Annotated in this window: 19 protein-coding genes; 9 read left to right on the top strand and 10 right to left on the bottom strand. The window is 68.8% G+C overall.

The features are described 5' to 3' along the window. Positions 1-57 precede the first annotated feature (57 nt). A complete protein-coding gene (locus RS82_RS02115; protein WP_045296596.1) occupies positions 58-3,216 on the top strand; it encodes a M14 family metallopeptidase in 3,159 nt (1,052 codons plus the stop codon). Positions 3,217-3,333: 117 nt separating this feature from the next. Here the strand turns inward: RS82_RS02115 and RS82_RS02110 are convergent, their stop codons facing one another. Together RS82_RS02110 and RS82_RS02105 are read right to left on the bottom strand one after the other, a co-directional pair. Further along, positions 3,334-4,458: a Gfo/Idh/MocA family protein gene (locus RS82_RS02110; RefSeq protein ID WP_045296595.1), complete on the bottom strand. Its 1,125-nt coding sequence runs from the start codon at positions 4,456-4,458 to the stop codon at positions 3,334-3,336. Beyond that, entirely contained in the window at positions 4,455-5,279 is an 825-nt protein-coding gene (locus tag RS82_RS02105) for a sugar phosphate isomerase/epimerase family protein (protein ID WP_157005297.1), read from the bottom strand. The genes RS82_RS02110 and RS82_RS02105 overlap by 4 nt, the downstream gene beginning before the upstream one ends. Before the next feature lie 229 nt (positions 5,280-5,508). Here RS82_RS02105 and RS82_RS02100 point away from each other — a divergent pair, with 229 nt between their 5' ends. Then, positions 5,509-6,189, top strand: coding sequence for a DUF2461 domain-containing protein (locus tag RS82_RS02100; protein WP_045296593.1), 681 nt, complete (start codon positions 5,509-5,511; stop codon positions 6,187-6,189). Positions 6,190-6,362: 173 nt separating this feature from the next. Here the strand turns inward: RS82_RS02100 and RS82_RS02095 are convergent, their stop codons facing one another. The 3 genes from RS82_RS02095 to RS82_RS02085 all read right to left on the bottom strand — a co-directional run bounded on the left by RS82_RS02095 (position 6,363) and on the right by RS82_RS02085 (position 9,153). Next, positions 6,363-7,022, bottom strand: a complete 660-nt coding sequence (locus RS82_RS02095; protein ID WP_084695409.1) for an ABC transporter substrate-binding protein — start codon at positions 7,020-7,022, stop codon at positions 6,363-6,365. 47 nt (positions 7,023-7,069) lie between these two features. Next, entirely contained in the window at positions 7,070-8,362 is a 1,293-nt protein-coding gene (locus tag RS82_RS02090; RefSeq protein WP_045296592.1) for an amidohydrolase, read from the bottom strand. 119 nt (positions 8,363-8,481) lie between these two features. After that, positions 8,482-9,153 (bottom strand): GntR family transcriptional regulator, encoded by a 672-nt coding sequence (locus RS82_RS02085; protein WP_084695408.1) that lies wholly within the window; start codon positions 9,151-9,153, stop codon positions 8,482-8,484. 162 nt (positions 9,154-9,315) lie between these two features. On the opposite strand from RS82_RS02085, the gene RS82_RS02080 reads away from it, so the two are divergent. Then, positions 9,316-10,197 carry an aldo/keto reductase gene (locus tag RS82_RS02080; RefSeq protein WP_045296591.1) on the top strand — a complete coding sequence of 294 codons (882 nt, stop codon included), beginning with the start codon at positions 9,316-9,318 and terminating at the stop codon, positions 10,195-10,197. A gap of 115 nt (positions 10,198-10,312) precedes the next feature. After that, positions 10,313-11,887: a molybdopterin-dependent oxidoreductase gene (locus RS82_RS02075; RefSeq protein WP_045296590.1), complete on the top strand. Its 1,575-nt coding sequence runs from the start codon at positions 10,313-10,315 to the stop codon at positions 11,885-11,887. A 135-nt stretch (positions 11,888-12,022) separates the two neighbouring features. Here RS82_RS02075 and RS82_RS02070 read toward each other — a convergent pair whose 3' ends face one another. The 4 genes from RS82_RS02070 to RS82_RS02055 all read right to left on the bottom strand — a co-directional run bounded on the left by RS82_RS02070 (position 12,023) and on the right by RS82_RS02055 (position 14,784). Then, complete coding sequence (locus RS82_RS02070; RefSeq protein WP_245619489.1) at positions 12,023-12,733, bottom strand: lysophospholipid acyltransferase family protein; 711 nt, start codon at positions 12,731-12,733, stop codon at positions 12,023-12,025. Positions 12,734-12,755: 22 nt separating this feature from the next. After that, entirely contained in the window at positions 12,756-13,574 is an 819-nt protein-coding gene (locus RS82_RS02065; RefSeq protein WP_045296587.1) for an MIP/aquaporin family protein, read from the bottom strand. Positions 13,575-13,745: 171 nt separating this feature from the next. Next, positions 13,746-14,012, bottom strand: coding sequence for a hypothetical protein (locus tag RS82_RS02060; protein ID WP_045296586.1), 267 nt, complete (start codon positions 14,010-14,012; stop codon positions 13,746-13,748). Positions 14,013-14,193: 181 nt separating this feature from the next. Continuing rightward, a complete protein-coding gene (locus tag RS82_RS02055; RefSeq protein ID WP_045296585.1) occupies positions 14,194-14,784 on the bottom strand; it encodes a dihydrofolate reductase family protein in 591 nt (196 codons plus the stop codon). Between the two features lie 423 nt (positions 14,785-15,207). Between RS82_RS02055 and RS82_RS02050 the strand changes: the two genes are divergently transcribed. Continuing rightward, complete coding sequence (locus RS82_RS02050; protein ID WP_045296584.1) at positions 15,208-15,780, top strand: YdeI/OmpD-associated family protein; 573 nt, start codon at positions 15,208-15,210, stop codon at positions 15,778-15,780. A gap of 43 nt (positions 15,781-15,823) precedes the next feature. On the opposite strand, the gene RS82_RS02045 is transcribed toward RS82_RS02050, so the two are convergent. Then, positions 15,824-16,900 (bottom strand): ABC transporter substrate-binding protein, encoded by a 1,077-nt coding sequence (locus RS82_RS02045; protein ID WP_045296623.1) that lies wholly within the window; start codon positions 16,898-16,900, stop codon positions 15,824-15,826. A 521-nt stretch (positions 16,901-17,421) separates the two neighbouring features. Here RS82_RS02045 and RS82_RS02040 point away from each other — a divergent pair. From RS82_RS02040 to RS82_RS02025, 4 genes are all read left to right on the top strand, one after another. Continuing rightward, positions 17,422-18,846 (top strand): FAD-binding oxidoreductase, encoded by a 1,425-nt coding sequence (locus tag RS82_RS02040; RefSeq protein ID WP_045296583.1) that lies wholly within the window; start codon positions 17,422-17,424, stop codon positions 18,844-18,846. Between the two features lie 76 nt (positions 18,847-18,922). After that, the gene (locus tag RS82_RS02035; RefSeq protein ID WP_045296581.1) at positions 18,923-20,584 is read left to right on the top strand and encodes an ABC transporter substrate-binding protein; all 1,662 of its coding nucleotides are present in this window, start codon (positions 18,923-18,925) and stop codon (positions 20,582-20,584) included. Positions 20,585-20,655: 71 nt separating this feature from the next. Continuing rightward, positions 20,656-21,678 carry an ABC transporter permease gene (locus RS82_RS02030; RefSeq protein ID WP_045296580.1) on the top strand — a complete coding sequence of 341 codons (1,023 nt, stop codon included), beginning with the start codon at positions 20,656-20,658 and terminating at the stop codon, positions 21,676-21,678. Then, positions 21,675-22,520, top strand: a complete 846-nt coding sequence (locus tag RS82_RS02025) for an ABC transporter permease (RefSeq protein WP_045296579.1) — start codon at positions 21,675-21,677, stop codon at positions 22,518-22,520. Before RS82_RS02030 ends, RS82_RS02025 begins: the two co-directional genes overlap by 4 nt.

Below are 22,520 nucleotides of genomic sequence, written 5' to 3'. Positions count from 1 at the left end.
GCGCCGACCTCCCCGAGGATCTCCTCGGTCGGACACGTCAGCTACAAGGGAGTAGAGATGTTCCGTAAGGTTGCTGTCGCCACTGCGGCGGCCCTCGTTCTGACCGGGCTGGCTGCCGCGCCGAGTGTCGCGAGTCCACCCACGCCGAGCGGCGACGACCGACTCGCGGTGTACTCGGGAACCGTCGACTCCGATGGACTCGCCGCCATCGTCGAGCTCGGCGTCGACCGTGGTGAGATCGTCACGGCGCCGAGCGCTGACGGATCCGGCCTCGTCGACGTGCAGGTCATCTTGAGCGGCGGACAGGTCGACGCACTCGCCGCCGGAGGCACGGATCTCCAGGTCCAGGCGGACCCTTCGCGTCAGCGTCGATCACTCCAGCGGACCGGCGGCGTCTTCCGCACGTACATCGGCGACGACGGCATTCTGAAGGAGCTCCAGGCGCAGGCTGCGGCGCACCCCAAGATCGCCGAGTTCCGTGTCATCGGCGAGACCGTCCAAGGCACGCCGATCGGCGCCGTGCGGGTGACGAAGAACGTCGCGAAAGCGAAGGACGGGAAGAAGCCGGCGACCGTGTACGTCGCCGCCCAGCATGCGCGGGAGTGGATCACGCCGGAGATGGTGCGGCGGCTGCTCGACCTCTATCTGAGCGAGTACGGCACCGACGATCGCATCACGGATCTGGTCGATGACACCGAGCTGTGGTTCGTCCCCGTTGCGAACCCCGACGGCTACGACTTCACGTTCGAAGACGGCCAGCGGCTGTGGCGCAAGAACCTGCGCGACAACGACGGCAATGGCGAGATCACGGTGGGTGACGGCGTCGATCTGAACCGCAACTCTGCGACGCGGTGGGGCTACGACAACGAGGGCTCCTCTCCGAACCCGGCAAGCGACACCTACCGTGGGCCCTCGCCGGCATCAGAGCCTGAGACGCAGGCGCTCGACGGGCTGTTCGCCGACATCACGCCGCAGTTCATGATCAACTACCACTCCGCCGCCGAACTTCTGCTGCACGGCATCGGATGGCAGGTCGCCACGCCCTCTCCGGATGACGTGATCTACGAGGCCATGGTGGGCGACGACGAGAACCCTGCCGTTCCCGGCTACGACCCCGACATCTCGGCGGAGCTCTACACCACCAACGGGGACCTCGACTCGCACATGCAGGAGGCGCACGGGACACTGGGCTTCACTCCGGAGATGTCGACGTGCGAGGCGGCCGTGAACTCCGTCCCCGACGACGAATGGACCGAAGACGATTGCCAGTTCCTGGGCTTCGACTTCCCCGACGATGAGGCTCTGATCCAGGCCGAATTCGAGAAGAACATCCCCTTCGCGCTGGCCGTCGCCGAGTCGGCGATCGACCCCGACGACCCGGTGTCCGTCGTGGGCCGCGACGCCGAGGACTTCCGCGTCGACTCGTTCACGGTGTCGTACGGCGACCCGCAGACCGTTGCGGTCTGGGCGAAGAAGGCGCTCAAGGCCAAGAAGATGACCTACACGATCAACGGCGGACGCCCCAAGACCGTGGACGTCACCGAGTGGGCCGGCGGCGAGCGTTACGGCTCCGAGAATGTGGACTACTACGCCGAGTACCGCGGGGTCGTGACGGGCGCGAGACCGGGCGATCACGTCGAGGTGTGGTTCAAGGGCACGGCCACGGGCAAGGACATCCCGAAGGGCCAGCAGGGGGCGGGCCCCCGCGAGAGCGAGCACTTCACGTACGAGGTCGCGCAAGACACCGGAAACTCCGTGCTGATCGTCGCGAACGAGGACTACACGGGTGTGAACCCCACCTACCCGGCGGGCACCGACGCACCGAAGTACATCGACGAGTACGCCGATGCCCTTCTCGCCAACGGCGTCACCCCTGACGTGTGGGATGTCGACGCGCAGGGTGTGCCCCACGACCTCGGCGTGCTCGGCCACTACGACACGGTGCTCTGGTACCTCGGCGACAACAGGCTGACGCAGGATCCCGAGGATGAGCTCACGCAGTACGGTTCTGCGCAGCTTCCCGACCTCGCGGTGGCCGAGCGCCAGCAGTACCTGACGATCGCCATGAGGGACTACCTCAACGAGGGCGGCAAGGTCGCCTACGCCGGTGAGACGACGGCCTACTACGGCCTCGGCGGGAGCCAATTCGGCGGCATCTACTACGGTCTGGATGGCCACCCCGATCAGGAGTGCGTGGTCACCACCGATCCGGGAGGTGACTGCCTGCTGCTGGCCGACGACTTCACCCAGTACTGGATGGGCGCGTACGATCGCATTCCGTTGGCAGCCGAGGGCGTGGCAGGCACCGCTGAGCCGCTCGACGGCTTCGAGGCCATCTTCGGCGGACCGGCCACCGTGGACAATCCGATCGACGAGGTCGGCGCTTTCACGCCGACCAGCGAACGGCTCCCGGTGGCCGACTTCCCGCAGTTCGAGAGCTGGGCAGCGGCGGACTACACCGACGTGACGGGCAGGCTCGTCGCGGCGGAAGGAGCCCTGGCAGCGGCGGCGACGCACGTCGACGACGGTTACCAGCGGTTGGGCCGGACCTTCGATCTGACCGGCGTCACCGCCGCCGACGCCCCGACCTTCGAGGCGCAGATCGCCTACGACCTCGAAGAGGGCTACGACAACGTGATCGTCGAGGTGCGCCCCGTGGGGTCGGATGACTGGACGACACTTCCCGACCTCGACGGCAACACCTCCACCGCCGTACCGACGGAATGCGAGGCGGGCTTCTATATGGGAGAGCATCCGCAGCTCGAGCACTACCTGACCCTCGGCGACCCGTGCGTGCCCACCGGCACGACGGGCCAGTGGAACTCCTTCACCGGCGCCTCCGGTGGCTGGATCCCCGTGGCGTTCGATCTCAGCGCGTACGCGGGCAAGGACATCGAGGTGGTCGTGAGCTACGTCACCGACCCGTCCACCGGCGGCGCGGGCCTCATCGTCGATGACACCAGGCTCGTCGTGGCGGGAGCGCCGACGCAGGCCGAGGGCTTCGAAGCGGGCTTCGGCGCCTGGTCGGTACTCGGCGCGCCCGACGGAAGTCCTGCGAATGCCGGCGATTTCGAGATCGCAGACGGCCTGGGCGACGTCGTGGCCGTCACGGCCACGCCCGACACGCTGCTCTTCGGGTTCGGCCTCGAGCAGCTCGAGTCGGATGCCGCTCGTGCCGACGTCGTCGCGAGGATCCTGGCGCACTTCGCCGGATAGCCGTCCGTGACGGATGCTGCGGCCCGGGGTTCGCCCTTCGCCGCGGCATCCGTCCCCATGTCCAAGAGGCCGCGCCGCCCCAGATGGGACGACGCGGCCTCTTGTGCGTATGCGGTGTCAGAGCGTCGCTGCGAACGGGTCGAAGTCCGTGGGCACCGACGGCACGGGAGCGACGGTGGTCTCGATCTCGACGGACTGGCCGGACTCGACGGACTGCTCGGCGGAGAGCATGACGTCGAGCACGTGAAGGCCCAGCCGGCCGCTCGCGACGTGCGGGCGGTCCTCGGCGATGGCCCGCACCATGTCGAGGAGGCCGAGCCCGCGACCGACGACGGCACCCTGCTGGGGGACGTCGATCCACTCCTGCTCGAACTTCGCACCGTCGCGCAGCACGCCGAGCGGCTTCACGTAGGCGATGCGACCCTCGAACTGGTTGGGGTCGGGCAGCACGATCGTGCCCTCGGTGCCGTGCACCTCGAAGATGCCATGGCGCTCGAGGGCGGAGTCGAAGCTCAGCAGGCTCTGCGCCTGCTGGCCCGCCTCGAACACCGTGGTCAGCTGAACCGTCGTCGGCACCTCGACGGCGAAGTTCGTGCCGGCGATGGGGCCGAGGTGAACCGTCCGCTCGTCGCGAGCACGCAGGCCTGCCGCGAACACGCGGGCCACCGGCCCGAGGAGGCTCACGAGGCCGCTGATGTAGTACGGGCCCATGTCCAGCAGCGGGCCGGCGCCCGTGCTGAAGAGGAACGCGGGATCCGGATGCCACAGGTCGGGGCCCTGCGTCTGGAACGCGGTCTGCGCGAACAGCGGCTCGCCGATCACGCCCTCCGCGATCGCCCGCTTGGCGGTCTGGAAGCCCGGTCCGAGGATCGTGTCGGGCGCCGAGCCGACGCGCAGCCCGGCAGCGTCCCCGGCCGCCAGGATGCGGGAGACGTCGGCGAGGTCGAGCCCGACCGGCTTCTCGGTCCACACGTGCTTGCCGGCGTTGATCGCGGCCTCGGAGACCTCGACGTGCGCCGCCGGGATGGTGAGGTTCACCACGACCTGGACGTCCGGGTGGTCGAGCACCGCAGAGGCATCGCCGTGCACCGGCACGCCGTACTCCTCGGCCTTCTTCTGCGCGCGGTCGGGCAGCAGGTCGCCGACGGCCAGCACCTCGACGTCCGGGAACGACGTGAGGTTCTTGAGATAGGTGTCGCTGATGACGCCGGCGCCGATGATGCCGACTCCGACGCGGGTCATCGGACGAAGCCGCCGTTCTGCAGGAACGCGTACGACGCTGCGATGTCGGCGAAGACGTCGCCGGGCGCGTTGTCGTATTCGATGACGGCGTACTTCACCGAGGTGGCGGCGTTGAGCGCGTCGGAGAGCGCGACGACGCCATCGCCGGGGTGGGTCTGCTGCAGGCTCTTCGAGGTGAAGGCCGGCGCGTCGGGAGCGAACGGGTTGCTGGCGGGCACCAGTCCGTCCTTGATGTGGAGCGCGACCAGGCGGTCGCCGATGGCGCGGGTCAGCGCCGTGACGTCCTGTCCGCCGACGGCGGCCCAGTACAGGTCGAGCTCGATGGCGACACGGTCGTCGGTCAGCTCGAGGAAGCGCTCGAACGCGGTCTGGCCGTCGAACGAGGCCAGGAACTCCTGCGCGTGGTTGTGGTAGCCGACCGTGAGACCGAACCCGGCGGCGATGTCGACGAGGTCGTTCAGCCGGCGAGCGGTGTCGGCGACGCCTTCCTCGGTCAGCCAGCGGTCCGTCGGCACCATCGGGTCGATGACCGTGGTCGCGCCGATCGTCGCGGCGGCCTCGAACACGACCTGCGGAGCGGGGGTCGGGATCGAGCCGTCGGGCGTCCACAGCTCGTCCGACAGCAGTGGAGCGTGACCGGTCGGCGACGCGAGGCCGGCCGCGTCGAGTGCGGCGCGGATCTCCTGCGGACGACGGACGAAGTCGAAGGCCTCGACGTTCTTCAGACCGATCGCGGCGAGCTTGTCCAGCGAGCCGGACATGTCGGCGGAGAAGGCGGCGGCCAGGGTGTAGAGCTGCACCGAGCTCTCGGGTCGAGTCACTTCGGACACCTTTCGTACATCGTCGTGCGGATCGACTGGATCGTGCCAGGGCAGACTAGCACAAAACCTCCACATGGAGGTTTTGCACTTCCTGCGTCTGTTCCGGATGACGCGGATGTGCGGGCGGGCTGAGCCGAGAGGAGTCTTCTCGCCGTCGTCCGCATCGTCGCCGAGGACGTCTCGGTCGCGCACGACCGCTGTCGCAGCATCCGGTCGATACGATCGGCGAGTGGGATTCGAAGGACTCGATCGCGACGCCGTCTCGTTCTACGCCGAGCTCCGCGCCGACAACACGAAGACGTGGTGGACGGTCAACCGAGCTCGCTACGACACGGCCGTTCGCGGACCGTTCGAGGCGCTCGGCGCGGAACTCGAGCCCGAGTTCGGCGCGCTGAAGATCTTCCGCCCCTATCGCGACGTCCGCTTCAGCGCCGACAAGACCCCCTACAAGCTGCACATCGGCATGGTCTCCCAGGCGACCCCGGCGCATTACCTGCAGCTGAGCGAGGAGGGCCTGATGCTGGGTGGCGGCATCTACGACGTGCCGCCCGCAGCGCTGGCCCGCTTCCGGGAAGCGGTCGACGATCCGCGCACCGCCGAGGATCTCGATGCGCTGCTCGAGGAGCTGCGCAGCGCCGGCTTCGAGTTGCGCCGCGAAGATGCCCTCAAGACCGCACCCCGCGGCTACCGCGCCGACCACCCGCGCCTGCAGCTGCTTCAGCTCAAGCGACTCGCGGTCGGCAGGCGAGAGCCGCCGGCCGACTGGATGTGGACGCCCGACGCGTACGACATCATCGCCGACGACTGGCGCACGGTCTCGACCTGGTGCACCTGGCTCACCGAGACGGTGGGCGCCGAGCTCCTCGAGGCCGCCCAGTCGTCGAGGCGGGGCCGCGGCGACCGCACGTGACGACCGGCTCCCGCCGTCGGCCGCGGATCAGTCGTAGCCGATCACCGGGCTGATCCGGCACCCACGCGGTGCTCGGCGCGGTCGGGTACATGTCGGCCTACGAGCAGGCCCAGGGCACGGACCAGCGCACGGCGCTGAAGGTCCTCTTCACCCCGTAAGCGCACACGGAAGCCTCACGTCCGCTGGCCGTCGGTACCCCCGAGATCGCGGATCGGGTCGAGGATGGCTTCGGGCCCGGAGCCGGCGTCGTTGGTGGCGAGCCACGCCTGGCCCTGGTCGCTGCCCTCGTTCTCGGAGACGAGCGCCGAGTCGAGGATGTACACCTTGCTCAGGGCTCCGACGAAGGTCGTGTTGGTGCCGTTCAGCGCGATTTCCACCGTCGTGTCGTCGACCGCGGTGCTCGAGGCATACGACGAGAGGAACGATGACACCCCGATCCCCAGGGAAGCGATGCGGTCGAGCGTGTACACGACATCGGCTGCCGTGAGCGGATTCCCGCTGTGGAACACCACGTCGTCGCGAAGGGTGAGGGTGACGGCGGTTGCGTCGCCGTTGTACGTCCACTCCGTGGCGACCAGCGGCACGATCGCGCCGTCGTCGTCGTAGTCGATGAGCTTGTCGTAGGCGCCGCCGACCGTGAAGTCGGTCTGCACGTCTGAGGCGAGGATCGGGTCGAGCGTCTGCGGCGTGGCTCCTGTGCCGATGATGACGGTGTCGTCTCGGTCGCTCGACGACGAGGGGGTCGCCGAGCCGCTCGCGCAGGCGGTGACGAGCGCACCCACGGCGAGTCCTGCCGTGATGGCGCCCAGTACTCGGGTCCTGTTGGTTCTCATGTTCACTCCGGGTTGTGGATGGTCGGGTGCTGCAGGAACGGGGTGGATCAGGGCCGGGTGGCCATCGCGTCGAGCGTGATCGGCGCGAGTACGTGGGCCGACGCGAGCTGGGCGGCGACGATGCGTCCGCCGTGCAGCACGAGCCGGGATGCGGGGTGGGCGGCGACAGCGGCGGCCGGAGACGGACTGTCGATGACGAGGAGATCGGCGACGGCCCCTTCGTGCACGCCGTAGTCGTGCACACCGAGGGCCCGCGCGGCGGACGCAGTGACCAGATCCAGTGCGACGCCGAGCTCCTCGTCGGTGCGGAAGTTGGACTGGTAGGCGACCTGGCGGGCGACGGCGAGCATGTCGCCGTCGCCGTAGGGCCACCAGGCATCGCGGATGTTGTCGGAGCCCGAGAACACCGTCGCGCCCTCGGCGCGCATCGCCAGAACCGGCGGCATCGGCCCGGCCGGGCCGTTCGTCATGACGGCGATACCGGTGGCTGCGAACTCGGCGCCGACGCGTCGGGCCTGGTCGACACCGATCGATCCGAGCCCGTACGCGTGGCTCACGGCCACCCGTCCCGCCCGGCCATGACGTCGCGTCCGCTCGGCGATCATGGCGTACTGGCGCCGCGCCGGCTCACCGAGGTCGTGCAGGTGGATGTCGACGCCGACGTCGTAGCGCGCGGCGAGATCGAACACGGTGTCGAGGTGGCCCTCTGCGTCCTGGTCGAAGCACAGCGGGTCGAGACCGCCGATCGCATCCGCACCAGCGCGCAGCGCCTCCTCGAGGAGGGCGCCCACCCCGGGGGACGCGATGATCCCGCTCTGCGGAAACGCGACGACCTGAACGCGGAGGGTGTCGCGCAGGCGATCCTGAAGATCGAGGATCGCCTCCAGCGATGCGAGCCCGACGGCCGGATCGATGTCGACGTGCGTGCGCACCGTGCCGGTGCCGAAGCCGATCATGGCGGCAGCGAGGGCATCGGCCCGCTCCGCTACCGGCACGTCGAGCTCGTCGCGGATCGCCCGCTCGGCGGTGACGCGCTCCCCCACCGTCGTCCCCGGGCGATGCGGCTGCCATCCCGATCCGACGAACGTCTTGTCGAGGTGGGCGTGGCCGTTGACCAGCGCCGGGAGGACGAGCCGCCCCCCGAGGTCGATGGTGGTCTCGCGTGACACCGCGCCGGTTCGCACCGCATCCTCGAAACCGGCCGACGCGACAGCGAGGGACCCGCGCTCGGACGGCTCCTTCGCCTGCGCGACGCAGCGGATGCGGCCGTCAGCGATCGTCAGATCGACGCGGGAGCCGTCCGGCAGCGTGCCGTCGAGGAGGTGGAGCAATTCGTACACCGGTGACTCTTCGGGAGGAGGAACTTGGTATACAAGATTCCATTCCCGTGTTTCGCCGGATCAGCGCGGACGTAAATTGAATGTTTCGCCTATCTGGTAGACCAAACCGCTTTCACGAGCTACTCCAGGCGCTCGCGGATGAGCCGGAGCGAATCGACGCGGCTGTGCTCCACATGTGCGTAGGCGAGAGCGCCGGCCCATTCCACGTTGCCCTCCGCGATGGCGTCGCACAGCTTCTTGTGCTCGGCGCAGAGAACTCGCTGATCCCGCTCCGCCTCGAGTCGGAACAGCCGTCGCACGCGCCCATTGATGGGCCCCATCAGGCCTATGAGCAACGAGTTCGACGACAGGTTCAGGATCTCTTCGTGCAGCGCGGAGTTCGCGGCGGCGATCGCCGCGTCGTCAGCACCCTCCAACGCCGCTTCGGAGGCAGCCAGTCGATCGAACAGCTCTTCCGGCGAGCGTCCCGCGGCGCATGCCTGCGCAGCCAGCTTCGCGGCGAGCACTTCGAGGCTCGACCGCACCGCGAACAGCTCCTCGACATCGTTGAGCGTCATCTCCGTGACGACGGCGCCCCGCCGCGGAAGGGTTCTGATGAAGCCCTCCGCCTCCAGCCGAGGCATCGCCTCCCGGATCGGGATGCGGGAGACGTTCAGCTCCGCGGCGAGCTCGCGTTCACGAATCCGTTCCCCCGGCCGCAGAACCCCTTCGATGATCCGTTCACGCAGAAGTTCGTAGATCTTGGCCGATAGCGGCTGATCAGCCAGACCGAGCGGAATGTCCGACGTCATGAGCAACCTTTCAGGGCGGTGAGCGAAGAGTGCCTACAGTATGCCAACCACGCCTGCGCCTTTTGTTTCCACCGATCGACGAAGGTGTCGCTGCGTGCCTCAGCCAGAGGATGAGTGTCAGTGCCTCCCGCCGCGGGGGTTCCGGTCCTTAGCGTGGGAACCATGACCGTTCCGAACTTCATCCTGAACAACGGCGTCGAGATCCCCGCAATCGGCCTCGGGGTCTTCCAGACGCCGCCGGCCGAGACGGTGGATGCCGTGACAGCCGCTCTCCGCACCGGATACCGCCACATCGACACCGCCGCGGCCTATGGCAACGAGCGGGAAGTCGGTCAGGGCATCCGAGAATCGGGGGTGAAGCGAGAGGACGTCTTCATCGAGACGAAGGTCTGGATCAGCGACTACGGCTACGACCAGACGCTGCACGCCTGGGAGAAGAGCGCCGCGAAGCTCGGCGTCGACCAGATCGACCTGTTCATCCTCCACCAGGCGCTGCCGTCCGCGTTCGACTCGACCATCGCCGCCTACAAGGCGCTCGAGACGCTCCTCGCGGACGGGAAGGTGCGCGCGATCGGCGTGAGCAACTTCATGCCTGAGCATCTCTCCCGACTGCTCGACGAGGTGTCCGTGGTTCCGGTCGTGAACCAGATCGAGGTGCACCCGTACTTCCAGCAGACGCAGCTGCAGGCTCTCGATCGGGAACACGGCATCCTCACCCAGGCATGGTCGCCGATCGGCGGGATCACGTCGTACCGGGACTCCGCCAGACGCAGCTTCGATGACCCGGTGCTGCTGGCCATCGGTGAGAAGCACGGCAAGTCCGCCGCGCAGGTCATGCTCCGCTGGCACATCCAGAAGGGCATCCAAGTCATCCCCAAGTCGATCCGGCTCGAACGCATCGCGGAGAACTTCGATGTGTTCGACTTCGACCTCACGCTCGACGAACTCTCGCAGATCGACGCCCTCGACACCGGCAAGCGCGGTGGCCCGGAACCCGAGGCGATCACGCTCGAAGCCTTCGGTCGCGTCATCCCGGAGGCGTAGGGAACGGATAACCCCGGGTCGCCGGGTCCGGCGCGCCGGACCCGGCGACCCGATCCGATCCGGGCGGCGCTCCGAACAATCGTCGAGCACCGGGCTCGTGGATTGGGGGTGCACCGTGGCCGGACGTCGTCCGCGCAGGTTCATCGCGCTCGCCGCGCTCTCGGGGGTGGTCAGCGCAGCGGTGTTCCTCGCGGCTTCCGAGTTGGTCGCGCTCGTGGTGGCACGTGACGCCAGCCCGATCCTGGCTGTCGGATCGTTCGTGATCGACATCGTGCCGCAGCCGCTCAAAGAGCTCGCCATCTCGACGTTCGGCGAGTTCGACAAGGTCGCTCTGCTTGCGGGGCTCGGGCTCGCGGTCGTGATCGCGTCCGCGATCGCGGGGGTGCTGCAGTTCGTGCGGCCGCCCCTCGGCGTCGTCGCGCTCGGTGTCGCCGGGGCGCTCTCGGTCGCAGCGATCGTGACGCGGCCGGGCGTCACCCCGCTCGCGTTCCTGCCGCCGGTGGTCGGAGCGCTCGCGGGTTCGATCGTGCTGGTCCTGCTGTCTCGACGCCTTCAGGCATGGCAGCGCCCGATCTTTCCGCCGGCGTCTGGTGAGCAGGCGAGCCCGAACTCCGACCGGGGTATGGACCGGCGCCGGTTCTTCGTCATGGCCGGCATCGCCGGTGCGTCCGCCGTGATCGTCGGGGTCACCGCGAGAGCGGTGAGCATGGCCACCTCGTCGGTGGAGGCGGTCCGGCGTGCGCTTCGCCTGCCCGCGGCACGATCGACCGTGACGGTGCCCGCGGGCGCAGAACTCGACATCCCCGGCATCACGCCGCTGTTCACTCCGAATGCCGACTTCTACCGGGTCGACACCGCGCTCACCGTTCCCACCGTGAACCCCGACAGCTGGCGGCTGGTGATCGACGGCATGGTGGACCGACGTGTCGAGCTCGGCTTCGACGAACTGCTCGCGATGGGGTTGGACGAGTACGCGATCACACTGACGTGCGTGTCCAACGTCGTCGGCGGCGAGCTCGTCGGAAACGCCATGTGGCTGGGCGTGCCGGTGCGCGACATCCTCCGTCTCGCGGGGCCGCAATCCGGCGCCGACATGGTGCTCTCTCGCAGCGTCGACGGCTACACCGCCGGCACCCCGCTGTCCGCGCTCACCGACGACGAACTCGACGCGATCCTCGCCGTCGGTATGAACGGTGAGCCGCTGCCACTCGAGCACGGATTCCCCGTCCGGATGGTGGTGCCCGGTCTCTACGGCTATGTCTCGGCCACCAAGTGGCTGACCGAGCTCACCGTCACCACGTTCGCTCAGGACGAGGCCTACTGGACCCCGCGCGGCTACAGCGCGCAGGCGCCGATCAAGTTCTCGTCGCGGATCGACACCCCCAAGATCGGCAAGCCGATCGCGGCGGGGCGCATCCCGATCGCCGGCGTCGCGTGGGCGCAATCCGTCGGCATCCAAGGTGTCGAAGTGCGCATCGACGACGGCGACTGGCAGCCCGCGATGCTGTCGACCCCGATCAACACCGACACATGGGTGCAGTGGTTCCTGGAATGGGATGCCGCACCCGGCACCCACTACCTCTCAGTGCGGGCGACCGACAACAACGGCGAACTGCAGCTCGAGGAGGCGGCGCCGATCGCGCCGAACGGATCGTCGGGCTGGCAGAGGTCCCTCATCTCCGTGACCTGACGGGATCCGGATGCTGCAGCCCGGCCATCACCCGCCGCGAGAGCTCTCCCGTGGATCGGTCGCAGCGGATCGGCCGGCGTGCATCGGGTGAGTGCGACTGAATCGGTGCGTCCGGGGCATTTCTCCCGAAGCGGGTCAGTCGCGCGATGTCGCGTTGACGCTGCCGGAGCGCTCCTGTCCGCTCAGGAGTGCGATCGCGGCCATCATGCGCTCGGTGATCTCGCGGCGGGCCTTGCCGTCCGGCATCCCTTCGAGGTCGGCGAGGTCGAGCGGCTCGCCGAAGTGCACCTCGAGGCGCGGCCTCCCCGGCAGCAGATGACTCAGCGGCGTGACGGTGCCGGTCCCGATCAGTCCGACAGGCACCACAGCGGCGCCCGTGTCGCGCGCCATCCACGCCGCACCACCGTGACCGTCGTGCAGCTTCCCGTCGCGTGAGCGGGTTCCCTCGGGGAACACCGCGAACACGCTGCCGGCCCGCAGGATGCTGCTGCCCGCGTCGAGCGCCGCGCGCGCATCGCGACCGGTCGCACGGTACACCGGGACACCGCCGATCGAGGTGAAGAACCGGCGCTTGATGCGGCCGAGCATTCCTGAGCCCGTGAAGTACGACGACTTGATGAGGAACTGCACCGGGCGGGTCGCGGAGGTCGGGATGATGACCGTGTCGAGCGACGCAAGGTGGTTGCTCGCCAGCAGCACCGGCCCACGCTCGGGCACGTTCCCTCGACCGACGATGCGCGGACGGTACATCAGCCAGAACAACGGCCGCAGGACCACCCGCCCGAGGAAGTAGATGGCGCCCGGCCTCGGCGCAGGGGCGGGGCTCGGCGGAGCGGGCGCTATCACCACGCCACCCTATCCGTCATCGTCAGGTCTGATCGGGGCTGCCGGTCTCGGTGAACAGGGCTCCCTGCGCCGCGGTGGAGCCGGACTCGCCTCCGCCTCGACCCCGCAACACGTAGGCGATGCCGACCGCGATCATGGCGCCGACGAGCGGCCCTGCGACGTAGACCCAGTAGTCGGTGAACGTGAGACTGGCGAGATCCGGCCCGAAAGTGCGAGCGGGATTCATCGATGCTCCCGATATCGGGCTGCCCCACAGACCCGCGAGGGCGATGTACCCGCCCACTCCGAGCGCCCCGAAGATGCCGATGTTCTGCGCCCCGGACGCCGTCCCCAGGATGACGCTCACGAGGCCGAGCGTGAGCACCGCCTCCATGACGAAGGCGGGTCCCGCACCGTACGACTCGGCGGGGTGATTCGAGCCGTAGGTGGCCGACACTCCGACCACCCATTGCAGGAAGAGCGCGGCCAGGGTCGCCCCGGCGAGCTGGGCCACGATGTACCCCGGCACCCGCCGCCACGGAAAGTCGCGCCTCAGCGCGAACGCGATGCTCACCGCCGGATTCAGATGCGCCCCCGACACCTTGCCCATGAAGAGGATGACCCCCATCACCATCAGCGCAGGAGCGACCACCGCGGCTGCGCGGGAGATCGTCCCCGGGAACGCCTGCCCCATCATCCCCGCGCCAGCGGCCACGAGCACCAGCAGAAACGTCCCGTAGAGCTCGGACACCAGCCGCCGCCACTCCTGGCTCGGATCGCGGAAGTCCGCCATCGGACCTTCGATGTCCCGTTGGAACCACCGCAGGATCTCCTGCTCGGTGCGCTCGACTCGACCACTCATGACGACGCTCCATCCCTTGTGCAGACCGGCGAGGTGAAGGGACCCGGCGCTCACAGTAGACCCTCGGGCAGGTCATCGCCACGGGTCCCCGTGTGGAGCGCTTTGCGCGGTCGACGCGGCGCAGCGGGTCGGGCGCGGCGCGCGATGGTCAGATGTGGATTGGTCGCCGCTTCAGAGCACCCACTCCGCGCATGCGTCCTCACCGGCATCGTCGTCCGGGGTGGGAGGGTCATCGGGAATGGGGATGCGTTCGATGAACACGGGGACTCCGGGGCTGATCAGCACGGACCGCGGCGAGTTCGGCGCGCCGGCGGGCAACTCCACCACACCCCCGCCGGCCCGCACCGCCGCCGTCAACTCGTCGAGCACGCCCCGCTCGTCCGTCCCCGCGCGCAACAGGTACGCGTGGTCTCCGATTGTCAGTTCCGTCGCGTACACGATCGCGCCGCGCCTCTCTCTCCCGTCTGCACGCTACGGGAGGTCCCGCACTGCGTCGCGGGGGTTGCATCTGCGCCCAGAGTGTGGGCCCGCAGCCTGTCAAGGGGTAGCGCACGCCCCGACGTGAGCGCATCGTTGATGCGGAGGTTTGGCGTCGCTGTGGGACGGTTCGCGTTCCCGCTCAGATCGGCATGCGGCGCACCCGGTAGCACAGGTGAAGCACCCGCTCGCCCCGGACGACCACGGCTGGATCCTCCATCAGGTGCGGCGAGGCGACGGAGCCGAAATACCGCTTGCCTGACCCGAGCACGACAGGGGCGACGTCCATGCGCACCTCGTCGACCACGCCTGCGGCGAGTGCCTGACCGCCGACGTCGCCGGCAGCGATCTCGACGATGCGGTCACCCGCAAGCTCCTGCGCCTTGGTCACGGCCGCGTGGATGCCGTCGACGAAGTGAAACGGCGCGTCTGGGTCCCAGCCCTCGGGTGCCTGCCGATGCGTCACGACGACGACGTGGGCGATCCCGCTCGGAGGCTTCCCGTCCCAGCCGTCCGTGATGTCGAAGGCGTGGCGGCCGACGATCGTCACCCCGACCTGATCCCAGTACGGCCGGATGTGGTCATATGACGCTTGCGACACGTTCAGCACGCCGCTGTCATCCAACGACACGTCGCCGCTGACCAGCCACTCGAACAGTGGGCCGGGATCGTCGTTCTCGGCCGCAATGAAACCATCCACCGAGACCGACGCGTTCATGACCACCTTCCCCATGGGCTCCTCCTGTGCGTGGATTTCGCGTCTCGCGGGTCGTGAGTTGGTCCCTCCTGTAAGAAGACCATCGGCGCGCTTATCGATCGGCGGCGGGTGGTTCCTCGGCTGGCCCATCCGTCGTGGAGCGGCTCCGCAACGTGAGGACGGTGAACGACGACGCAAGCACCGCGCCGATACCGACTCCAAGTGCGATGCCGACTCCGGCGTTGCCGAGCGCGACTCCCAACGATGAGCCAACCGCAATGCCGACGCTGAGACCCACAGCAAGTGCGATCGCAAACGCGCGAGCGGCGGGGTGCGGCGGACCGGGAGACGGCTTCGGATCACTCACACACCTCACCCTACGCATCACGCACAGAGGAGCCCGGACCGGCGAGAGCCCGGAAGGTCCGCCGGCACGGGGACGAGAGCTATCCTGCCGCCATGGTCGACCGCGCGAACAAGCCTGAACTGCACGTGGACACCGTCGCCGACTGGGAAGCCTGGCTGGACTCGGACCCCGACCCGAGCGGGATCCGACTGCGACTGCGCAAGGCCGCCACGAGCCGACCCGGGATCACGTACGCCGAGGCGCTCGATGTCGCGCTGTGCTTCGGGTGGATCGATGGGCAGAAGCAATCCCTCGACGCCGACTACTTCCTGCAGACCTTCACGCCCCGACGACCGCGGAGCATGTGGTCGAAAGTCAACATCGGCCACGTGACACGGCTGATCGAGGAAGGCCGCATGCGACCCCAGGGTCAGCTCGAGATCGACCGCGCGAAGGCCGACGGGCGATGGGACCGCGCGTATCGGCAGCGCGACGGCGACCTCCCCGAAGAGCTGCAGGAAGCACTGAACGCGGACCCGAAGATCGCCGAAGCCTTCGCTTCCCAGTCGGCGCAGAACCGGTTCGCGATGGCCTTCCGGGTGGCGAATCTCAAGCGGCCGGCCTCGCGAGCCTCACGCGTCGCCGAGTACGTCGAGATGCTGAAACGGGGCGAGTCCCTGCACTGACGACCGGCTGCCGACCTCAGGCGCCCTTCCAGCTTCGGCGGGTTCAGTCCTCGCCGAGTCCTGCTGCCGAGATGGGCTCTTGGCCCTCGGCTTCGAGCTGCTCGTTGAGCAGGCGAAGATCGAACAGGCCCTCGATCGAGCCGTCCTTCTGGGTGCCTGCCTGGATGCCGTTGTCGACGAGCGTCTCGAACGTGTCGGCGTGCGGGTCGACCGAGAACGTCACGTGCTCGAGCGCGCGCTGGATGACGGCGTCCGCGAGCGGCTTGCCGGTCTCCTTCTCGATCGCGTCGTTGATCACGGCCGGTGCCTGGTCGGCGTTGTCGGCGATCCACCGCACGGCGGCCTCGTGGCCCTTCAGCAGGTCGGCGACGACGTCCGGGTGCTCGTCGAGGAACTCCTTGCGCACCAGCAGCACGGTCGTGGGGAACTCGCCGTCCTCCCAGAGGTCGGCCTCGTCCTGCAGCACGTGGGCGCCCGCGTCGATGACCAGCCGCGACACCCACGGCTCGGGCAGCCACGCGCCGTCGAGCTGACCGTCCTGGAACAGCGTCAGCGTCTGCGCGTTCTCGGTCGGTGTGATCTGCACGTCGCCGCCACCCGACGTGTCGGTCTCGAAGCCCTGGTCCGCCAGCCACACCCGGGCCGCGACGTCCTGCGTGTTGCCCAGCTGCGGCGTCGCGATCGTGGTGCCCTCCAGGTCGGCGGGGTCGTCGATGCCGTCACGCACCACCAGCGCCGCACCGCCCGTGGCGGCACCGGCGATGATCCGCGCGGACTCGCCACCGGACTGGATGAAGGTGTTGATCGACGGGTTCGGGCCGATGTAGGTCGCGTCGATCGCGCCGGCGGTGAGCGCCTCGATGGCGGCGGGGCCGGCGTTGAAGACCTGCGTCGTGATGGTGACGTCGTCGCCGACGGCGTCCTGGAAGAGGCCCTCCTCCAGCCCCACGAGCGCGGGCGCATGCGTCACGTTGGCGAAGTAGCCCAGCCGCAACTCGTCGACCGACGGCCCGGCGTCACCGGCCGAGGTCTCGCTCGGCGATCCTGCGGCGGAGGCGCAGCCGGCCATCATCGCCGCCACGAGTCCCAGGGTTGTGAGTGCTGTCGCAGTGCGGATCATGTTCACGGTGTCGCCTCTGTTCGGCAGTGCTGTGGGTAGGGGCATCGTGCGAGCGCGATACGTCTCGCACGCCTCCGGCAGCGGATTCAACGTCGGAGGAGGACCCTACGGGGTCCCACCGGCGACAGTAGAAGCGCCCGTGCCTCCGACCTAGCCGCTCGTCAAACCCGGACACCGACGGTCACCGAGTGTTATCCGAGTTGCGTTCGGGATTCCTGGATGACATGCAGAAGCCGGGATGAACAGGATCACCCCGTTCGGGAAATGCGTCCCGGATGGGCGCTGACGGCAGGCGATACTCCCGGCCGCGGAGGCGGCCTTTCACGTCTGCGGACGACGGCGTCGATGAGTTGAACCGGGTCCAAGAAGATGTCGCCGCGTGACGCTGTGCGACGAGCCGTGACTCACTCGGACGCCGGGTGACATGCGGCAGCGCGTGACCGCGGGCGCTGTCCCTACCGTCTGGGGAAGCCGCGGAGGGGTACCTGCTCCGCTTCGAGACTCCCTTTGAAAGGCCCCCCATGGCTGCCACGGCCCCCGTCAGCGAACCCACCTCGCGCATCAGCGCGCTCGCCGACGTGCTCGACGACCTCGCCGCGAACTTCCCGAACATCGCGGTACTCGCCCCCTCGGTCGAGACGATCGCCTATCTCGATGACGCTGCGACGCGGCGCGCGCGCGGGGATGCAGCATCCGGTCCCGCCGTCGCGTTCCCGGCCACCACCGAGGAGGTGCAAGAGGTCGTCCGCGCTGCCGCCCGCCACGGCGTGACGATCGTGCCGCGCGGCGCGGGCACAGGTCTTTCCGGCGGCGCCTCGGCCACCGCCGCACAGCTCGTGATCTCGACGGAGCGGCTCGACCGCATCGTGGAGGTCGCCCCGCTCGACGAGGTCGCCGTCGTGGAACCGGGGGTGCTCAACGCTGCGCTCAACGAACATCTCGCAGCGTGGGGCCTGTTCTATGCGCCCGACCCCGCGAGCTACGAGATCTCGACGATCGGCGGCAACGTCGCCACCAACGCCGGGGGTCTGCGCTGCGCGAAGTACGGCGTGACGCGCGAGTCCGTGCTCGCGCTCGACGTCGTGCTCGCCGACGGCGAGCTCATCACGGTCGGCCACCGCTCGATCAAGGGCGTCACCGGGCTCGACCTCGTCTCGCTGTTCGTCGGCTCGGAGGGCGTGCTCGGAATCGTCGTCCGAGTGACCGTCCGGCTGCGGCCCATCCCGGTCGCCCGCCGCACGGTGTCGGCGTTCTTCGACACGACCGCGGCCGGGGCATCCGCTCTGTCCGCCATCACGCGCAGCTCGGTGCGTCCCGCCGTCATCGAGTTCCTCGACGGACGCACGCTCGCCAACATCGACCAGCACCGCGGCACAGACCTCCGCATCCGTGGCGGATCGCTCCTGCTCATCGAGCTCGACGGCTACGGGATCGACGAGCAGTTCACCGACCTTCGTGACGCCCTCGAGGCCGTCGGCGGCCGCGTCACCCAGGAGACGGATGCTGCGGGCCAGGCGCTGTGGGCCCTGCGCCGGGGTGGGCGCGGCTTCGACGAGCGCTCGTGGTTCGCCGGCGGCGACATCGCCGTGCCGAAGTCGCGGATCCCGGACGTCTACGCCGCGCTGCCCGAGCTCGAGCATCGCTTCGGGGTCGAGATCGGGGCGGTCGCGCACGCGGGCGACGGCAACCTCCATCCCGTCATCACCAAGCCCATCCCCGACGGTGCCGACCCGCTCGTCCCGCCGGCCGAGCTCCACGAGGCGTCCGACGAGCTCGCACGCCTCGCGCTGTCGCTCGGCGGGACGGTGAGCGGCGAGCACGGCATCGGAACGGTCAAGCGGGAGCTCGCGGCGCTGGAGCTCTCATCACGCAGCCGCGAAGCCCAGCTCGCCGTCAAGGCCGCCTTCGACCCCTTCGACGTGCTCAACCCCGGCAAGGCCCTCTGAACCTCGGGGCCACCGGCCCCGGACATGTCGGCACCCGCCCCACCGCCGACCCTCACCCTCACAGCAAGGAAAGATCATGACCACCCGCACCCGACACCCATTGCGACGGGCCGGCCTCGTCGCCACCGCGGCGTTCGCCGCCGTCGCCCTCCTCGCCGGCTGTGCCGGCGGCGCCGCCCCGCAGGCGAGCGCCGGCTCGGACGAGCCCAAGGAGGGCGGCGACCTCACCTTCCTCATCGACTCGCTCGGCGCCACCTGGATCCCCAACTCGAGCTCGATCTCGAGCTACCAGGGTCACGTGTGGGGTCACCTGACCGACAAGCTCATCTACGTGGACGGCGACGGCGAACTCAGCCCGTGGGTCGCCGAGAGCTGGGAGCAGAACGACGCGGCGACGGAGTTCACGATCCACCTCAAGGACGGCGTGACCTTCTCCGACGGAACCCCGGTCGACGCCGCGGCCGTCGTCGCCAACATCGACATCTGGGCGAAGGGCGCCCCCGACAAGGGCATCGCCCGCGTCGGGCTGTTCCCGTCGGCGAACTACGTCGGCGCGGAGGCGGTCGACGACGCGACGGTGAAGGTGACGTTCTCGAAGGCGACGCTGAGCTTCATCCCGACGCTCGCGTACCACGGTTCGATCCTCATCTCGCCCGAGTCTCTGGCGCTCCCGGCGGAGGAGCAGGCGGATCTGTCGAACGACATCGGCAGCGGCCCGTTCGTCGTCGAATCGTGGAAGGAGGGCGACAGCGTCGTCCTGACCAAACGAGAGGACTACGACTGGGGCCCTGCGGCTCTCGAGCACGAGGGCCCTGCCTACCTCGACACGATCACCTACAAGATCGTGGCCGAGCCGACGCTGCGCACGGGCTCGGTCCAGTCGGGACAGGCGGATGTCGCGTACAACGCGTCGCCGCAGGAGCTCGACGCGCTGAAGGACGAGGGCTTCGAGGTCGCGGTGCCGCGCTACCTCGGCTTCGTCAACGGCTATGCCCTCAACACCACCGCAGCACCGTTCGGCGAGGAGGCGGTGCGCCAGGCGTTCACGCACGGCATCGACCGCGATGAGATCCTGTCCACCGTCTACACCGAGGACTGGTTCGCCGCCGAGTCGTTCGTGCAGAGCAACGTGCCGGAGGCCACCGACCACACCGACGCGTTCGCATACGACCCCGACACCGCCGAGCAGCTCCTGGACGATGCCGGCTGGGTGGAAGGCGCCGACGGCGTCCGCGAGAAGGATGGACAGCAGCTCGCGCTGACCCTCTACCCGAACCCGTATCTCGCGACCTCCAAGGCGATCGACGAACTGGTCGCGCAGCAGCTCGCCGAGATCGGCTTCAAGGTCGACATCGAGGCCTACGACGTCGTGACCTACGGCGAGAAGGTCATCAACAACAAGACCCTGCAGGCCACGGAGATCACGCGCAGCTTCGTCGACATCGGCACCATTCCCGGTGTGCTGACGGCGAGCAATCCGGGCGATGAGGACTGGTTCAAGGTCGGCACGAGCGACGAGACCCTGAACGACCTCGCCGCGCAGCTCGCCTCCGCGACCGATCGCGAGTCTCGTGAGCCGGTGTTCGACGAGCTGCAGCAGTACGTCCTCGAGAAGGGCTACTTCGCGCCGATCACCCAGATCGTGCAGCGCGTCTACGTGCAGTCGCCCGATGTGAAGGACGTCAGCTACAACGGCCTCGCGTACGCGAACTACTTCACCGCCTGGCTCGACCGTTGACCCGTCGGGGCGCCGCCTCCTCCGCGGGCGCGGCGCCCCGGCATCCGTTTGAAGATCCCGAGGATGCCGAGATGAAATCCCCTTACGCGCGCTTCGCGCTCTCGCGCACGGCGCAGGCGATCGTCGTCGTGCTGCTCGCCTATGTCTTCACGTTCTTCGTGATCAGCGTGCTGCCCGGCGACCCCGTGTCGAGCACCCTGAAGAATCCCGACAACGGGTTCACGCAGGAGGACATCGACCGCATCATCGCCTACTACGGGCTCGACGAGCCGCTGCTGACGCAGCTGTGGACCTCGCTGACGCGCTTCCTCACCGGCGACTTCGGCATCTCGCTGCGCTCCAACCTCCCGGTGGGCCAGCTCATCGCCGAGGCGCTGCCGTCCACGCTCATCCTCGCCTCGACGGCACTGGTCGTCGCGATCATCCTGGCCGCGCTCATCGCGTGGGGCACCCAGGTGCTGCCCGCGAAGTACGGGCAGGGTCTTCTGCGGGCGCTCCCGTCATTGTTCCTGTCGGTGCCGAACTTCGTGATCGGCCTGCTGCTCATCCAGGTCTTCGCGTTCGGCCTCGGGCTGTTCCGCATCATCGACGCCGAGAGTCCCTGGTCCACCTTCTTCGCGGCGATCGCCCTCGGCATCCCCGTGTCGGCCCAGCTCGCCGAGGTGCTCATCGCCAACCTCGATCACGAGTCGCGCCAGGAGTATGTCGCTGTCGCCCGTTCACAGGGGCTGCGCCGCACCCGGCTGTTCGCGCGGCATCTCGTCAAACCCTCGGCGCTGCCGACGATCACCGTGCTGGCGCTCATCGTCGGCGAGCTGCTCGGCGGCTCGCTCATCACCGAGACGATCTTCGGCCGCACCGGCATCGGCACACTCGTGCAGCGCGCCGTCGCCAGCCAGGACCTGCCGGTGCTGCAGGCCGTCGTCTCGCTCGCGGCCGTCGTCTTCGTGGTCGTGAACCTCATCGCCGACCTCGCGTACCCCCTGCTCGACCCGCGGGTGAGCCTCGAGCGGACCCTCCGCTCGCGCGACACGTCACCCGCCGCCGAGCAGCCGACCCGGACCCCGCTCCAGGAGGAGGTGAGCGTCATATGACCGGCGCAGCCCTCACGATCCGACGCCCTGTCACGGCCGGCCGCGCCTTCGCCGCGGTCGTGCCGCCGACCGTCGTCGCATCGTTCATCGCCCTCGCCGTCGTGCTCGCCTGGGCGAGCATCCCCACGCTGTTCACGTCCTACGATCCCGCGGTCGGCGTTCCGGCCGACAAGTTCCTGCCGCCGAGCCTCGAGCACCTGTTCGGCACCGACCAGCTCGGCCGCGACCAGTTCGCGCGCGTGGTGTTCGGCACCCAGTCGTCGGTGCTGAGCGCGCTCGTGGCCGTCGGGATCGGGGTCGTCGTCGGGGGTGCGATCGGCCTGGTGGCCGGCTTCTTCGCAGGGTGGACGGATGTCGCGCTCGCGCGCGTCGTGGACGTGCTGCTCGCCATCCCCAGCTTCCTCCTCGCGGTCGTCATCGTGAGCGCGCTCGGCTTCCAGACCATCAACGCCGCGATCGCGACCGGCGTCTCGGCCGTCGCGGTGTTCGCCCGCGTCATGAGGTCGGAGGTCATCAAGACCAGGCGCGCGGTCTTCGTCGAGGCATCCGCTCTCCAGGGCGGCTCGCGCGGTCACATCCTCTTCCGCCATGTGCTGCCCAACGCCTCGCGCTCGGTGCTTACCCTCGCGGTGCTGCAGTTCGGCCTGTCGATCCTCGTCATCGCGGGGCTCGCCTTCCTGGGTTACGGCGACCCGCCGCCGGCTTCGGACTGGGGCCTGCTCATCTCGTCGGGCAAGGACTACCCACGCGCTCCGTGGCTCGTGCTCTACCCGGCGCTCGTCACCGTCGCGACGGTGCTCTCCATCAACCGCATCAGCCGCTGGCTGCGCAAGACCTCCTGA

The organism is Microbacterium trichothecenolyticum (assembly GCF_000956465.1).
Taxonomy (GTDB): Bacteria; Actinomycetota; Actinomycetes; order Actinomycetales; family Microbacteriaceae; genus Microbacterium; species Microbacterium trichothecenolyticum.
The sequence above is the reverse complement of the archived record's forward strand: the minus strand, read 5'-3'. Positions and strand labels throughout refer to the sequence as shown.

Excerpts from the sequence above, each read along its gene's own strand:
- RS82_RS02065 (WP_045296587.1), bottom strand. The coding sequence starts at position 13,574 with ATGAGTGGTCGAGTCGAGCGCACCGAGCAGGAGATCCTGCGGTGGTTC.
- RS82_RS02110 (WP_045296595.1), bottom strand. The coding sequence starts at position 4,458 with ATGACCCGCGTCGGAGTCGGCATCATCGGCGCCGGCGTCATCAGCGAC.
- RS82_RS02085 (WP_084695408.1), bottom strand. The coding sequence starts at position 9,153 with ATGACGTCGGACATTCCGCTCGGTCTGGCTGATCAGCCGCTATCGGCC.
- RS82_RS02115 (WP_045296596.1), top strand. The coding sequence starts at position 58 with ATGTTCCGTAAGGTTGCTGTCGCCACTGCGGCGGCCCTCGTTCTGACC.
- RS82_RS02030 (WP_045296580.1), top strand. The coding sequence starts at position 20,656 with ATGAAATCCCCTTACGCGCGCTTCGCGCTCTCGCGCACGGCGCAGGCG.
- RS82_RS02055 (WP_045296585.1), bottom strand. The coding sequence starts at position 14,784 with ATGGGGAAGGTGGTCATGAACGCGTCGGTCTCGGTGGATGGTTTCATT.
- RS82_RS02050 (WP_045296584.1), top strand. The coding sequence starts at position 15,208 with ATGGTCGACCGCGCGAACAAGCCTGAACTGCACGTGGACACCGTCGCC.
- RS82_RS02040 (WP_045296583.1), top strand. The coding sequence starts at position 17,422 with ATGGCTGCCACGGCCCCCGTCAGCGAACCCACCTCGCGCATCAGCGCG.
- RS82_RS02095 (WP_084695409.1), bottom strand. The coding sequence starts at position 7,022 with ATGAGAACCAACAGGACCCGAGTACTGGGCGCCATCACGGCAGGACTC.
- RS82_RS02035 (WP_045296581.1), top strand. The coding sequence starts at position 18,923 with ATGACCACCCGCACCCGACACCCATTGCGACGGGCCGGCCTCGTCGCC.
- RS82_RS02080 (WP_045296591.1), top strand. The coding sequence starts at position 9,316 with ATGACCGTTCCGAACTTCATCCTGAACAACGGCGTCGAGATCCCCGCA.
- RS82_RS02045 (WP_045296623.1), bottom strand. The coding sequence starts at position 16,900 with ATGATCCGCACTGCGACAGCACTCACAACCCTGGGACTCGTGGCGGCG.
- RS82_RS02025 (WP_045296579.1), top strand. The coding sequence starts at position 21,675 with ATGACCGGCGCAGCCCTCACGATCCGACGCCCTGTCACGGCCGGCCGC.